This is a genomic window from Massilia sp. TSP1-1-2 (genome assembly GCF_049896185.1).
In the GTDB taxonomy this organism is placed as follows: Bacteria; Pseudomonadota; Gammaproteobacteria; order Burkholderiales; family Burkholderiaceae_D; genus Telluria_A.
Map to the genome: position 1 here is coordinate 90,654 of NZ_JAFCTU010000016.1, position 14,767 is coordinate 105,420.

Consider the following 14,767-nt stretch of genomic DNA (forward strand, 5'->3'; position numbering starts at 1 on the left):
GTGTACACGCGCTTTTTGTCGGGCTACACTTTACTTACTTTCAACACGGCAATTCTGGCGACAAGATATGCAAGCGTTGAGCCACATCCAAATTGCACAGCGGCTCGACCTGCTGATCGAAGTGAGCGTAGCGCTGGGCCACAGCCCGGACACCGGCACGCTGCTCGACCGCATCGTCAAGGTAGCCATGGCCATGACCGGCGCCGACGGCGGCACGCTGTACCGCCCCAGTGCGCAAAAAACCATGCTGCTGTTCGATATTTCGATCAACGGTACGCTGGGTCTGTACCAGGGCGGCGCCAGCGGCACGCCGATTGACATGCCCAGCGTGCCCCTGTTCGACGCGCGCGGCAACCCGAACTTGAGTTCGGTGGCGGCGTATTCGGCCAACTGCGGCAAATCGGTCAACATCGAAGACGTCTATGAAGCGCACGCCTTTAATTTTTCAAGCATGCGCAGCTTCGACGCCGCCTTTGGCTACCATTCGCAATCGTTCCTGTCGGTGCCCATGAACGACCATGAAGGGCAACTCGTCGGCGTGCTCCAGTTGATCAACGCAATCGACGCCGACAGCGGGCAAGTGCGCGCCTTTTCACTGACCGACCAGCGCTTTATCGAGGCGCTGGCGGCGCAGGCGGCGGTGGCGATCACCAACCAGTACCTGGTGCTGCAGCTCGAAGAATTGCTCGAGTCGCCGGTCAACCTGATCAACATCGGCATCGATGAAAAGTCGCCCTATACGGGCCGGCATTGCCAGTTCGTGCCCAAGCTGACGATGATGCTGGCCGAAGCGGCGCACGCCACCACCACCGGGCCGATGGCGTCGTTTCGCATGCTCGACGCCGACCGCAAGGAGCTGTGGCTGGCGGGCCTGCTGCACGATTGCGGCAAGATCACCACGCCCGTGCACGTGGTCGACAAGGCCACCAAGATGGAAACCATCTACGACCGCATCCAGACCATCGATACGCGCTTTGAAGTATTGATGCGCGAGCGCCAGATCCGCGCGCTGCTCGACAAGGCCGAAGGCGCGCACGCCGACGCGGTCGATCTGCGCCTGGCCGGGGAACTCGCTGCGCTGCGCGCCGACCGCGCCTTTTTGCGCGAGGCGAACGTGGGCAGCGAAGGCATGACGCAGGCTGCGCAAGAGCGCGTGCGCAGCATCGCGCGCTACCGCTGGCGCGACATGGACGGCGTGGAGCGCGATTTTCTCGACGAAGACGAGGTCCTGAACCTGACGATCCGCTTTGGCACGCTGACCGAGGCCGAACGCAAGATCATCAACAACCACATCGTGGTGACGATCAGGATGCTCGAAGCGCTGCCCTGGCCCAAGCACCTGGCCAATGTGCCGGAATACGCGGGTGGGCACCATGAACGGATGGATGGCAAGGGCTACCCGCGCGGCTTGACGCGCGAGCAGATGTCGGTGCCGGCGCGCCTGATGGCCATTGCCGACATTTTTGAGGCGCTCACCGCGCGCGACCGCCCCTACAAGAAGGGCAAGATGCTCAGCGAATCGCTGCGCATCCTTGGCAACTTTGCGCTGAACGGCCATATCGATCCCGACCTGTTCGACATTTTCGTGCGCAGCAAAGTCTACGCCACGTTCGCGTTGGCGAACATGGACCCGTGCCAGATCGACGTGGTCGACGAAGCGCAGATTCCCGGCTACACGCCCTAGCCGATGCGCGAGAACCGCACAAGATGGAAGCGGGCCGTGCTGCGCTACGGCGCGCGCTGGGCCCTTGGCCTGTCCTTGAGCCTGGCGGCGGTGCTGCACGCGATCGGATTCTATTCGAGCGACTCAATCGAGCGCATGGACGGCTTTTTGTCGGGCCTGCGCATGCGCATCGAAAAGCCGGTGCTGGACCGGCGCGTGGTGATTGTCGACATCGACGAAAAAAGCCTGTCGCTGGTGGGCCGCTGGCCGTGGAGCCGCGATGTACAGGCCACGCTGGTGCGCCAGTTGACCGGGTTTTACGCCGTGGGCGCGGTCGGCTTTGACGTTTCTTTCCCCGAAGCGGATACCTCGTCCGGTTACGGCGTGCTGCAAAAACTGGCCGATGGCCCGCTCAAGGACGTGGCGTTGTTTCGCGAGCAGCTGGCCGCGCTAAAAGGAGAAATGGATTATGACGGCCTGTTTGCCGACGCGCTGCGCGGCCAGCCGGTGGTGCTTGGCTACAACGTGTCGGACAATATGAAAAAAGGGTTGCTGCCGGCGCCCGCGTTCACGGTCGAGCGCTTGAACGGACGCGAACTGCTGGCGCGCGAGCCGTCCGGCTATGAGGCGAACATCGCGCGATTACAAAGCGCTGCCGCCGGCGCCGGCGTGTTTACTGCTGCGCCGGACGCGGACGGTGTGATCCGCTCCTCGGTCCTGCTGTATAAAATAGGCGACGGCTACTATCCCACGCTGTCGCTGGCCACGGCGGCGGTCTACCTGAAGGCGCGTGCGATCTTTCCCGTCTTTGAAAGCAGCGTCGACGAAATGAGCGCGAACGAGCGCGCCGCCGGCGGCGTCGATTACGTGACCCTGTTTCTCCCCAAGCGCAACATCAGCATCCCGGTCGGCTACGGCATGGAAGCGTTTGTGCAGTTCCGGGGCAGGGGCGGTGCGAACGGCGGCGCCTTCCGCTACGTGTCGGCGGTCGATGTGCTGACCGGGAGCGTGGCGCCGGAGGTGCTGCGCGGCGCCCTGGTGTTGGTGGGCACCACGGCGCCGGGACTGAACGACATGCGCGTCACACCCGTCAACGCCACCTATCCGGGAGTCGAGGTGCACGCCAACATGATCAAGTCGATTCTGGACAACGACTTCAAGGCCAGGCCCGATACGGGCTGGGTGATCGAAGCGATCGAGCTGCTGGCCTTTGGCACGGTGCTCGGCTTCGCGCTGGCGGTGCTCTCGCCGCTGCGTTCGATCGCGCTGGCGGTAGCCGCCCTGGCCGGTGCCGTGGCGATCAATCTGTACCTGTATTACCAGCTTAACGCGGTCATCAATGCCGCCGCGATCTTGCTGCTGATCGTTGCGCTGTTCGTGCTCAACGTCGCCTACGGCTATTTTTTTGAAGTGCGCAAGAGCCAGGCGCTGGTGTCGCGTTTTTCGCAGTACGTGGCGCCGGAGCTAGTGGCTGAAATGGCGGACGACCCGGAGCAGTACACGATGGAGGGCGAGAGCCGCGAGCTGACGGTGCTGTTTGTCGACGTGCGCGGCTTTACCACGATCTCCGAAGGGCTGGAACCCAGAGAGCTGCGCGAATACATCAACCTGTACCTGACGGCGATGTCGGTCGATATCCGCGACAGCCACCAGGGCACGCTGGACAAGTACATTGGCGACGCCGTGATGGCGTTCTGGGGCGCGCCGGTGGCCTTTGCCGACCACGCCAGCCGCGCCGTGGCCACGTCGCTGCTGATGCAGGCTAGCGCGGCGCGCCTGAACGCCCAGTTCAGCGCGCGCGGCTGGCCGCCGCTCAAGATCGGCATCGGCATCAATACCGGGATCATGCATGTGGGGGACATGGGCTCCCAGATCCGCCAGGCCTATACCGTGATGGGCGACGCGGTGAACCTCGGTTCGCGCCTGGAGGGAATCACCAAGGTCTATGGCGTGGGGATCGCGGTGGGCGAAACCACGCGCGCGGCAGCGTGTCATTTTTTGTACCGGGAGCTGGACCGGGTGCGGGTCAAGGGCAAGAACGTGCCGGTGGCGATCTACGAGCCGCTGGGCCTGGTGGAAGCGGCCAGTGCGGCGCTGGCGGCCGAATTGGCGGCGTGGGACGCGGCCCTGGTTCTGGTGCGCGGGCGGCAGTGGAACGCGGCGCAAGCTGCCGTTATATCGCTGGCCGAGGCGCATCCGGGCTGCGCGTTGTATCAGCTTTACCTCGCGCGCCTGGCGCAGTGGCAGATCGATCCGCCCGCGCCCCACTGGGACGGCGCGACCAGTTTCGACACCAAATAGCACAAGGTTGCCGCTTCCTTATCGGACTGCTATCAGCAGACCAACAAGCGCGGCACCGGCGCAACATTTCCCGGGGTATTTACCAATTTTGCATAGAATTTCTAACGTGCAAGATAAAAGCGGCATAGACTGGTTTTGAACGCCGCCTTTGCCCCCAACGATCCTTCACACCGTAGAGCACCTTGTGACCATACACATTATGAGCATTCGTTACGCGCGCCTGATCGCCGCTTCCCTCCTTGCCGGCGCCGTGGGCGCCGCCTGCGCCGCCGAAGCCGACGCTCCCATCCGCTTCGATATCGCCCGCTTCGACATCGCCGGCAACACCTTGATCACAGGAGCTGAAGCTGCCGCCGCCGTGGCCCCGTATGCCGGCAAAAACCGCGATTTCGGCGACGTCCAGCGCGCGCTCGAGGCACTCGAAGACGTGTACCACCGGCGCGGCTACAGCGTGGTGTCGGTGCGCTTGCCGGAGCAGGAACTTAACCGCGGCGTGGTGCGCCTGATCGTGGTGCAGACCAGGATCGGGCGCGTCAAAGTAAGCGGCAACCGCTTCCACGACGAGGCCAACGTGCGCCGCAGCCTGCCTTCGCTGCAGGAAGGCACCACGCCAAGACTGACCGACGTTTCGGCCAGCCTGCGCATGGCCAACGACAACCCGGCGCGCAAGATCACACTCAAGCTGCAGAACGCCGCCGCCGACGATGAAGTCGACGCGCTGCTGGCGGTGGTGGACGAGAAGAGCTGGAAGGCGTCGCTGAATCTGGACAATTCAGGGACCGACGCCACCGGGAAAACCCATGCCGGCCTGGTGCTGCAGCACGCCAACCTGTGGGGGCGCGACCACGTCGGCACCTTTCAGTACACCACCACGCTGGAAGAACCGAGCAAGGTCAGTGTTTATGGACTGGGGTATCACGTGCCGCTCTACACGCTGGGCGACTCGGTCGACCTGTTCGCCAGCTATTCGAACATCGACTCCGGCTCGGTGGCCGCAGGTTTACTCAACCTGGCCGTGAGCGGCAAGGGCGCCGTGTATGGCGCGCGCTACAACCACACGCTGGCGCGCCGGGGCGAGCTCGATGCGCGCCTGGTCCTGGGCGCCGACGTGAAAGCGTTCAAGAATACGGTGCTGTTTGGCGGGCAGGATTTTGGCAACGACATCACGGTGCGCCCGATCAGCGTGGGCTACGTGGCCAGCCGTGTGCTGGCCGCAGGCGAAGCGAATGCTTCCGTCACGCTGGTGCACAATATCACCGGCGGCAGCCGCGGCGGCGACGCCGACTTCGAGCGCACCCGCGCCGGCGCCAAGCCAGCCTACACGATCGTGCGCTTTGCCGCCGCCGTCACGCGCGCCGTTGGCCGCGACTGGCAGGCGCGCTTGCTGCTCAACGGCCAGTTGACGGGCGATGCGCTGGTGCCCGGCGAACAGTTCGCCGCAGGCGGCGGCACCTCGGTGCGCGGCCTGGACGAGCGCGCCCTGTCGGCCGACTCCGGCGTGTTTGCCAACGCCGAACTGTACACGTCGAACCTGTGCGCGGCGGCCGCACGCTGGCAGTGCAGGGCGCTGGCGTTTTACGATGCAGCGAGCGGCACCCGCAACCATAGCCTGCCGGGCGAAGTCGAGAGCACCTCGGTCGCCAGCGCGGGCCTTGGCGCGCGCGTGGCAATGGGCGAGGCGGTCAACCTGCAGTTCGACTATGGCCACGTGATCCGGCCTGGCGCGACCACCGGCGGCAAGAACCGTCTCCATGTACGCATGGCCTTTGCCTATTAAGGGGCTCCACATGACACTCCAACACCGTTCACCGACCCTGCTCCTCACACTGGCGGCAATGCTCGTTGCTTCCTGTTTCGGCAGCGCGCAGGCGGCGCCGACAGCGCCCTTGGTGGTCCAGGGACAGGCGACGTTTTCCCAGAACGGGAACGTCTTTTCGATTACGAACACGCCCAATGCGGTGATCAACTGGCAAAGCTTTTCGGTCAACGCGGGCGAAGTGACGCGCTTTATTCAGCAAAGCGGCGACAGCGCGGTGCTCAACCGGATTGTCGGCCAGGACCCCAGCCGCATCCTGGGCGCGCTGCAGTCGAACGGCCATGTGTTCCTGATTAATCCGAACGGCATTTTGTTCGGGCGCGATTCGCGCATCGACGTCAACGGCCTGACCGCCTCCACGCTGGGCATGACCGACGCCGATTTCCTGGCAGGGAAAAAGCGGTTTGATGGCGATGCGCTGGCCGGCGCCATCGTCAACCAGGGCAGCATTACCACGCCGTCCGGCGGACAGGTGTTTTTGATCGCATCGAACGTCGACAATGCCGGCATCATCACGTCGCCCCAAGGCCAGGTGGTGCTGGCTGCGGGACATTCGGTGCAATTGGTCGATTCGGCCAATCCGAGCCTGCACGTGGTGGTGTCCGCCCCGGCCAGCGGTGCCGTGAACCTGGGCCAGATCATCGCGCAGGGCGGCACGGTTGGCATCTACGGCGCATTGGTCAGCCAGCGCGGCGTGGTCAACGCCAACAGCGCGCAGGTGGGCGAGAACGGCAAGATCGTGCTGCGCGCCGACGGCGACGCCATGCTGGAGCCGGGCAGCGTGACCACGGCGACCGGCGCCGGGCGCGGCGGCGACGTCACGGTCGAAGGCATGCGCGTGGCCTTGCGCGGCGACGCCCGGATCGACGCCAGCGGCGCCACCGGCGGGGGCAGCGTCATGCTGGGCGGCGGCTACCAGGGGAAAAACCCGCTCATCAAAAATGCGCAGCAAACTTTATTGGGCAAGAACGCCTCGGTGCGGGCCGACGCGATCGACTCCGGCAACGGCGGCACGGTAGTGCTGTGGAGCGAGGCGAGTACGCGCGCCAGCGGACAGATTTCTGCGCGCGGGGGCAAGGTATCGGGCAACGGCGGCACGGTGGAAACGTCAGGCAAGTTCCTGGACGTGAACGGGATTAGCGTGCAGGCTGGCGCACAGGCGGGCGTACAAAACGGCGCCAACGGCGTCTGGCTGCTCGACCCATTCGATATCGAGGTGACTGACGCGCGCGCCAAGTCCGCACTGCTTGACATCGACCAGTTCGCCGATCCGGGTACGCTGGCGCAGATTGATGCCAGCACCATCTCGACGGTTGCGCCGGGCACCAACGTGGTGCTGCAAGCGACGCACGACATCAAGTTTTCGCAGCCGATTAATCCCATGCTGGGAGGCGGCAGTCTGACGCTGGACGCAGGCAACAGCATTGTCATCAATGCCGCGATCAATACCAACGGCGGCTCGGTCAAGATGACGGCCAACCATCCGGACTACGCCGGCAAGACCGGCGCGATCCAGCTGGGCACGGGTGGTTCGCTCACTACCGGCGGGGGCAGTGTGAACCTGAACGGCTTCCAGGTCATGCTGGACGGTCCGGTGAATACCGGCAACGGCAACGTCACGATCAACGCCGCGTCGCTAGTTGGCTTCAACCAGAATATCGCGACCGGCAACGGCCACCTGACCGTCACCGGTAGCGACATTGCGTTTGGCGGCACCGGCACTTCGGCCAGCGGCGGCTTCATGCTGTTCAATACCATGGGTGGCGCTTTTACGCTGGGACCCAACTGGATGCTGGGCTCGAACAATGCGGTGGTGGTCAATGCCGACACCATGTCGCTGCTGGGCGCCATTGGACCGTACCAGGCAACGCGGCCGGTCGTGAGCCTGAGCACGTACACACCAGGGCGGCCGATTGACCTGATCAGTGGCGGCACCGGGGCGGCCCTGGCAATCGATCCGGCGGCGCTGGCGCGCTTTGATGCGGCGTCGATCAATATCGGTCACCAGGGCTATGCCGGCAATATTGGTGTGCAATCCGAATACAGCAACGGCAAGACCAACAAGCTGGTATTTCAAACGCAAGGCAACATCGCGGTCAACGCGCCCGTGACGATGCCGTCGGGTGTGGACAGCGCGCTATTGCTGCTGGTGGAAGGCGCCAATCACAAGAGCAGCATTACCACGGCGGCGGACGGCAAGCTGGCGCGGGGCGGCGCCCTGGCGGCAGACCATATCGAGCTGCGCGCCAATAATATCGGGATCGGGGCCAGCATCATGGGCACCGGCGGCAATGGCGAAGTTGCCCTGAACCCGCACATGCCGACGGGACAGATCATGATCGGCGTGGGCGCCGTCGACGGTTTCGACATGCTCGGCCTGTTTGATACGGAGTTGGCGTTCATCAAAACGCGCATCCTCGCCATCGGCGGCAATGCCGGCCAGATGGGTGGTTTGACCGTCACCGCCGGCGGCATGGATTTCAGCAGTAGTTTGCCGGCCGGGAGCAAGTTGATGTTGAATGGGGGCCTGGGCAATGTGCAGTTGAATGGCAAGCTGGTAACCATCGGCGACCTTTTCCTGCAAGGTAATGACTTGCAAACGGCGGCCGGGGCCAGCGCCAAGGCGGACCTGGTAAGGATGAAGGCCAGTTTTGGCATCGGTGGAAATACGACGCCGTTCGTGACGGAAACGTCGGGCTTGACGGCGGCAAACGATCACATCAATGGTGTGGCGCCCATCAATATTGCCAACACGGGCACGCTGATCGTGGGCGCCGTTCAACAGACAGGCAGCGGCAATGAAGGCGACATTACCATCGCCAACAAGGGCGGCATGACGCTGCTCGAGTTCGAGCCGAAGTCGGCGGTGCCGGTGTCAATTTTCACTGGCGGCAAGGGCAACATTACCTTGAAAACCATGAGCCCGCTGACGATCGACGGCGACGTCATGTCCCAGAGCGGCGCCATCATGCTGGAGGCCGGCAATGCGGGCGTGCTGACGATTGGCCCCACCGGCAGCGTGTCGGCCAGGGCCGGCAATATTGGCTTGGCAGGTGGCTCGCTGGTCAACGATGGCAGCGTCACTACCGCGAGCGGCAACATCAACATTGCTGCGGCGTCCGTTGCCGGCAGCGGCACGTTTTCCGCGCCGGGCGGGACGGTCAAGGGCTTGCCCGTCAAGGTGCCGGGCGTGGGCAATTGCCTGGCGAACGGCGCTCTTGCCGGTTGCGCGGCCGTGCTCAAGGATGCGTTTAATGCGTGCATTGTCACCCCGACGGGGGCCAATTGCCTTGCACTGCTGCCGAGCCTGGCCACATGCAGTGCCCAGCCCAACACGCCGGGCTGTTCGGTGGTGCTCCCGACCCTGGCCGCATGCGGCGCCAATCCCGACGCGGCCGGTTGCAGCGTGGTGTTGCAGCCGGTGAAGGCGACACCCGACAGCAAGCTGGAGACCGCCGTCAAGACGACCATCGATGCGCTCGACAAGTCGCGCGACGACGTCTCGCTTGCCGAGGAGGACGAGAAGAAGAAAAAGAACGCCAGCGCTGATGCCGGCGTGGAGACCAAGCCAGGGGAGAAGCGTCATGACGTCGCCAAAAATTATTGTGATTAAGGCGCTTGCCGCGCTGATGCTGGCCGGCGTGTGCGGCCTGGGTTTTGCGGGGCAGGTTGCGGGCACGGTCGTGAACCTCAGCGGCGCGCTGCTGGCGAAGAAGGCCGACGGCGCGGTGAAGGTGCTGGTGGTCAAGTCGGAGGTTGAGCAGGGCGACACGCTGGTGTCGGAAAAAAACACGTACGCGCAAATCCGGTTCGTGGACAACAGCGAGATTACACTCAAGCCCAACACCACCTTCAAGGTGGAGGCGTTCGCTTACGATGCGGGCAAGCCGGCGGGCGACAGCGCCAGTTTCAGTCTGGTGAAGGGTGGCTTGCGCTCGATTACCGGATTGCTGGGCAAACGCAACAAGGAAAAGTTCCAGCTCAAGACGCCGAGCGCGACCATCGGGATTCGGGGGACGACGTTTTCGGCGGAGTTTGTGGCCGAGGGTGTGTCGTCGGCGTTGGCGCCGGGTCTGCATGTGAACGTGACCGATGGCATGATCAATGTGAGCAATGATGGTGGTTCGCAGTTGTTTTCTGCGGGGCAGTTTGGGTTTGTGCCGTCCGTGAATATGCCGCCGGTGATTGTTCCGGCTGATGCGGGGGCGCGGTTCATGGTGCCGGCGGCGTTTTTGGAGGTGAAGGCTGACGGTGCAGGCGTTGGCGTTGGGGCGAGCGAGAAGATCAGCTGCGAAGTTCGGTAAGCATCACATCGTTCTCGCAATGGTGAAGTTTGCGAACTCGAAAACGACAACCACATCGTCCTCGCGCACGCGGGGACCTATGGAACGGTTCAATTAAGCAACTGTTCTATGGGTCCCCGCGTGCGCGAGGACGATGTGGTGGAAGCGTTTAGTTCATCGACCGTCGAGCGTATCAATTGCACCTCCGCATAGGGCGACGATGACCTGGCGGCATAAAAAACCCTGTGCACCGCAAGGCGCACAGGGTTTTTTGCTGCAGCGCGTTGTGCTTACAACACTTCGCTCGCGTGGTCAGCCAGGCGCGAACGCTCGCCGCGCGCCAGCGTCACGTGCCCGCTGTGCGACCAGCCCTTGAAGCGGTCCACCACATACGTCAAGCCGCTCGAGCCTTCGGTCAGGTACGGCGTATCGATCTGCGCGATGTTACCCAAACAGAGGATCTTGGTGCCGGGACCAGCGCGCGTGACCAGCGTCTTGACCTGCTTGGGCGTCAAGTTCTGCGCCTCGTCGATGATCAGGAATTTGTTGACGAACGTACGGCCGCGCATGAAGTTGAGCGACTTGATCTTGATGCGCGAACGGATCAGGTCTTGCGTTGCCGCCCGGCCCCATTCGCCGCCGTCGGAGTCGGACTTGTTGAGCACTTCCAGGTTGTCGTCGAACGCGCCCATCCACGGCGACATTTTTTCTTCCTCGGTACCCGGCAGGAAACCGATATCCTCACCCACCGGCACCGTCACGCGGGTAACGATGATCTCGTTGTACAGCTTGGTTTCAAGCACTTGCGCCAGGCCGGCGGCAAGCGCCAGCAAGGTCTTGCCGGTACCTGCCTGGCCGAGCAAGGTGACGAAATCGCATTCCGGATTCATCAGCAAGTTCAGCGCAAAGTTTTGCTCGCGGTTGCGTGCCGTGACGCCCCAGACATTGTTCTTGTTGTGGCTAAAGTCGCGCAAGGTTTGCAGCACAGCCGTCTTGCCGTTGAGCTGCTTGACCTGGCCGTAAAAGGGCGCTTCGCCATTTTTTGGCTCCAGGTACACGAACTGATTGACCAGCAAGGTTGGAATGGTCGGGCCCGTGACGCGGTAGAACGTGGCCGAGGTACCGTTCTTGTTTTCCTGCCAGGACTCCATGTCCTTGCCGTTCTTGTTCCAGAAGTCGTCCGGCAATTGCACGATGCCCGAATACAGCAGGTCCGTGTCTTCCAGTACATGGTCGTTGAAGTAATCTTCGGCCGGCAAGCCCAGCGCGCGCGCCTTGATGCGCATGTTGATGTCTTTCGACACCAGCACGATGGCGCGGCCCGGCTGCTCGGACTCCAGGTTGCGCACCACGCCAAGGATCTGGTTGTCGGCTTTGCCTTGCGGCAGGCCTTCGGGCAGCATCGGGCCGTTTTGCAGGCGCGTCTGGAAGAACAGGCGGCCCTTGGCGTCCTTGTTGCCCAGCTTGGAGAGCGTGATGCCGTTTTCAATGGCGCCGTCTTCCAGCGTGCCGACCAGCGCGTCCAGCGTGCGCGACACCTGGCGTGCATTGCGCGCCACTTCCGACATCCCCTTTTTATGATCGTCGAGTTCTTCCAGCGTCATCATCGGCAAGTAGACGTCGTGTTCCTCGAAACGGAACAGCGATGATGGGTCATGCATCAGCACGTTGGTATCGAGCACGAACAGCTTGGTCATGCCCGAGCGGTCGGCATTGCGGCTCGCCTTGGACTTGACCATCATTTCCACCGGCTTGTGCTTGACTGGATGGGCTTCCAGTTCCACGTGCGGCTTTTCCTTGCGGGCCGTCGGCTTGGCCGCGGGCGCTGGCGCTGGGGCAGGGGCAGGGGCAGGGGCAGGGGCAACTTCAGGCGCGGCCAGTTCTGCCACCGGTGCGGCAAGTTCGGCTACGGGTGCGGCAAGTTCGGCTACGGGTGCGGCGGCCTTGGCCTTGGTCACGCGCGCCGGCTTGGCGACCGGCTCAGGCGGCGCTTCAGCGACAGCGGCCAGCTTGGGTTTGGGCGGCGCGAACGCGGCGCCGGCAGGCTTGGTCCGGTCCGCTTTAGGGTAATCTTTAGCGAGCAGCAGCGCGGCAGGCTTGGAAGGGAGTTTCGGCAGTGGCATCAGGGTCTCAATCTAAAAATTTCTTGGAGGATAGCCCGGCTTCGTCGCCAAAGGCAACACAGGTGGCGACGGGGTCGATGCGATTTTGGGTACTACAGGGCGCTAAGGTGGGCCGGCATGCTTGCCTGCCCGGCCGAAGGCCAGATTGGAGTGATGCGTGGAAGCTGACTGTTTGACTCAAAATGGATGGGTTCACTCAGGTTCGAGAGCGGTTGATCACGGCTGGCCTTGAATAAATTCCAGCACTTCTTCGGGGTGATTAGGAACTTTCACACCACGCCATTCTTTCACCAATTTGCCCTCAGCGTCAATTACAAACGTACTACGCTCGACCCCTCGGACTTGCTTTCCATACATATTCTTCATTTTCATCACGCCGAACTGAAGACAGAGCGCTTCGTCGGGGTCGGAAATGAGTTCGAAGGGCAGGTCGAGCTTGCCTTTAAACCCGTCATGCGAGCGCAGCGAATCGCGGCTGATGCCGTAGATTTCGGTGCCGGCCGCCTGGAACTGCGGGTGCAATTCGCGAAACGCGATGCTTTCGGTGGTGCAGCCGGGGGTATTGTCCTTGGGGTAAAAATACAGCACGGTGTAGCGCGCCGGACGGCCGAGCAACTGGAACGGTGCGCCGCCGGTCATTACGGCCGAAAAATCGTTGTAGGGTGCTGCAGTTGGGCTATCCGCCACGGGTCTCTCCATTAAATTTGTCATCTGTAGTGTATACCCCGAAGCTTAACGGGGACTGAAAAAGATGGCGAAACGTCATGCCGGCTTGGCCGAGTCAATGATCAGGGCGAGCGTGACTTTGCGCCCTTCGCCCATCAGCACATTGTAGGTGCGGCATGCGGCCTTGCTGTCCATCGATTCTACGCCAATATGGCGGGCCGACAGACTGGCGATCAGCCTCGGGTGCACAAAGCGCTGGCGCTCGCCGGTGCCAAGGATGACGACGTCCGGCTTGTCCTGCTCGATCTGCTCGAAATGGGCGGCGGTAAGCGCCGCAAAATTGGGCACATTCCACGGCCGCGGCGCCGTTTCGGGCATGACGATCAGGCTGAACGCATAGCGCTCGGCGTTGATTTCGACCCCTGCGTCATCGTAACCGGTGACGGTCTGGTATTGTTTGGTAGTGCTGGCATGAAGCTTCATGGTGAATGTTCGTGAAGGGGGAGAACGCCAGCATGCCATAAAGAGCGTTAAAGCGCGAATTTTCACGATTCTGCCGTCAAAAGCGGCTGAAACAGGCTATTTCTCTGTGTTTTAAGAAACTCACCAGTTGATTAAATGCACCGGTTTGGGCAGAATGGTAATTATCGCACTGCAACATAACGCTTTTGGACAGGAAAAATTTTGCGACCGATTCTCAAATCGAACAAATTAGACGACGTGTGTTACGAGATCCGCGGCCCGGCACTGGAAAAGTGCAGGCAGATGGAAGAAGAGGGGCACAAGGTCATCAAGCTCAACATCGGCAATCTGGCCGTGTTCGGGTTCGATCCGCCCGACGAAATTGTGCACGACATGATCGTCAACATGCATGGCGCGGCCGGCTACACCGATTCGAAAGGCATGTTTGCGCCCCGCAAGGCCATCATGCACTACTCGCAAAGCAAGAACATCAGCGGCGTGACGATCGACGACATTTATCTCGGCAACGGCGCCTCCGAACTGATCGTCATGGCCATGAACGGCCTGCTCAACACCGGCGACGAAGTGCTGGTGCCGGCGCCCGACTATCCGCTGTGGACGGCCGCGGTCAGCCTGTCGGGCGGCAATCCCGTGCACTACGTGTGCGACGAGCAGGCCGGCTGGTATCCGGACATTGACGACATGCGCCGCAAGATCACGTCCAACACCAAGGCGATCGTGGTCATCAATCCGAACAATCCGACCGGGGCGCTGTATCCGCGCGAGATCCTGCTCGAGATCGTGGAGCTGGCGCGCCAGCACCAGTTGATCATCATGGCCGACGAGATTTACGACAAGGTCCTGTACGACGGCTGCCAGCACGACTCGATCGCCTCGCTGGCCGACGATGTGCTGTTCATTACCCTGAACGGCCTGTCGAAGAACTACCGCTCGTGCGGCTACCGCGCCGGCTGGATGGTGGTGTCGGGCGAGAAGCGCCATGCCAAGGATTACATCGACGGCTTGAACATGCTGGCCACGATGCGCCTGTGCGCCAACGCGCCGGGCCAGTTCGCGATCCAGACCGCGCTGGGCGGCTACCAGAGCATCAACGACCTGGTGGGGCCGGGCGGGCGCCTGCTCAAGCAGCGCGACATCGCGCACAAGCTGTTGACCGATATTCCCGGCGTTACCTGCGTCAAGCCAAAAGCGGCGCTGTACATGTTCCCCAAGCTCGACCCCGCGATGTATCCGATCGCGGACGACCAGCAGTTTGCCTATGAGCTGCTGTCCGAAGAAAAAGTCCTGATCGTGCAGGGGACGGGCTTTAACTGGATCGCGCCGGATCACTTCCGCATCGTGTTCCTTCCCAATTCCGACGATTTGCTTGACGCCTGCGGCCGCATCGCGCGTTTTCTCGACGGCTACCGTCGGCGCCACGGCCGGCTCTGAC

At 62.5% G+C, this 14,767-nt stretch carries 9 protein-coding genes; 6 read left to right on the forward strand and 3 right to left on the reverse strand.

What is annotated here, in order from left to right; genetic code table 11:
* The first annotated feature begins 67 nt into the window (after window positions 1–67).
* The 5 genes from ACP7BV_RS15550 (at window position 68) to ACP7BV_RS15570 (ending at window position 10,084) form a co-directional block, all read left to right on the forward strand.
* Window positions 68–1,684 (forward strand): HD domain-containing phosphohydrolase, encoded by a 1,617-nt coding sequence (locus ACP7BV_RS15550; protein WP_426105063.1) that lies wholly within the window; start codon window positions 68–70, stop codon window positions 1,682–1,684.
* A 3-nt stretch (window positions 1,685–1,687) separates the two neighbouring features.
* Window positions 1,688–3,964 carry a CHASE2 domain-containing protein gene (locus ACP7BV_RS15555; protein ID WP_426105065.1) on the forward strand — a complete coding sequence of 759 codons (2,277 nt, stop codon included), beginning with the start codon at window positions 1,688–1,690 and terminating at the stop codon, window positions 3,962–3,964.
* 199 nt (window positions 3,965–4,163) lie between these two features.
* The gene (locus tag ACP7BV_RS15560; RefSeq protein ID WP_426105066.1) at window positions 4,164–5,741 is read left to right on the forward strand and encodes a ShlB/FhaC/HecB family hemolysin secretion/activation protein; all 1,578 of its coding nucleotides are present in this window, start codon (window positions 4,164–4,166) and stop codon (window positions 5,739–5,741) included.
* Window positions 5,742–5,751: 10 nt separating this feature from the next.
* Window positions 5,752–9,393, forward strand: a complete 3,642-nt coding sequence (locus tag ACP7BV_RS15565) for a filamentous hemagglutinin N-terminal domain-containing protein (RefSeq protein WP_426105068.1) — start codon at window positions 5,752–5,754, stop codon at window positions 9,391–9,393.
* Window positions 9,365–10,084: a FecR family protein gene (locus ACP7BV_RS15570; protein WP_426105069.1), complete on the forward strand. Its 720-nt coding sequence runs from the start codon at window positions 9,365–9,367 to the stop codon at window positions 10,082–10,084. Before ACP7BV_RS15565 ends, ACP7BV_RS15570 begins: the two co-directional genes overlap by 29 nt.
* A 269-nt stretch (window positions 10,085–10,353) precedes the next feature.
* Here the strand turns inward: ACP7BV_RS15570 and ACP7BV_RS15575 are convergent, their stop codons facing one another.
* From ACP7BV_RS15575 to ACP7BV_RS15585, 3 genes are all read right to left on the reverse strand, one after another.
* Window positions 10,354–12,186, reverse strand: coding sequence for a PhoH family protein (locus tag ACP7BV_RS15575; RefSeq protein WP_426105070.1), 1,833 nt, complete (start codon window positions 12,184–12,186; stop codon window positions 10,354–10,356).
* A gap of 216 nt (window positions 12,187–12,402) precedes the next feature.
* Entirely contained in the window at window positions 12,403–12,885 is a 483-nt protein-coding gene (locus tag ACP7BV_RS15580; protein WP_426105095.1) for a peroxiredoxin, read from the reverse strand.
* A gap of 63 nt (window positions 12,886–12,948) precedes the next feature.
* A complete protein-coding gene (locus ACP7BV_RS15585) occupies window positions 12,949–13,335 on the reverse strand; it encodes an Mth938-like domain-containing protein (protein WP_426105071.1) in 387 nt (128 codons plus the stop codon).
* Window positions 13,336–13,536: 201 nt separating this feature from the next.
* On the opposite strand from ACP7BV_RS15585, the gene ACP7BV_RS15590 reads away from it, so the two are divergent.
* On the forward strand, window positions 13,537–14,766 hold the full coding sequence (locus ACP7BV_RS15590; protein WP_426105073.1) for a pyridoxal phosphate-dependent aminotransferase: 1,230 nt from the start codon (window positions 13,537–13,539) through the stop codon (window positions 14,764–14,766).
* The last annotated feature ends 1 nt before the right edge of the window (window position 14,767 follow it).

Bases quoted from the DNA above. Each gene is read 5' to 3' on its own strand.
- ACP7BV_RS15565 (WP_426105068.1), top strand. From the start codon at position 5,752: ATGACACTCCAACACCGTTCACCGACCCTGCTCCTCACACTGGCGGCA.
- ACP7BV_RS15570 (WP_426105069.1), top strand. From the start codon at position 9,365: ATGACGTCGCCAAAAATTATTGTGATTAAGGCGCTTGCCGCGCTGATG.
- ACP7BV_RS15560 (WP_426105066.1), top strand. From the start codon at position 4,164: ATGAGCATTCGTTACGCGCGCCTGATCGCCGCTTCCCTCCTTGCCGGC.
- ACP7BV_RS15580 (WP_426105095.1), bottom strand. From the start codon at position 12,885: ATGGAGAGACCCGTGGCGGATAGCCCAACTGCAGCACCCTACAACGAT.
- ACP7BV_RS15555 (WP_426105065.1), top strand. From the start codon at position 1,688: ATGCGCGAGAACCGCACAAGATGGAAGCGGGCCGTGCTGCGCTACGGC.
- ACP7BV_RS15575 (WP_426105070.1), bottom strand. From the start codon at position 12,186: ATGCCACTGCCGAAACTCCCTTCCAAGCCTGCCGCGCTGCTGCTCGCT.
- ACP7BV_RS15550 (WP_426105063.1), top strand. From the start codon at position 68: ATGCAAGCGTTGAGCCACATCCAAATTGCACAGCGGCTCGACCTGCTG.
- ACP7BV_RS15585 (WP_426105071.1), bottom strand. From the start codon at position 13,335: ATGAAGCTTCATGCCAGCACTACCAAACAATACCAGACCGTCACCGGT.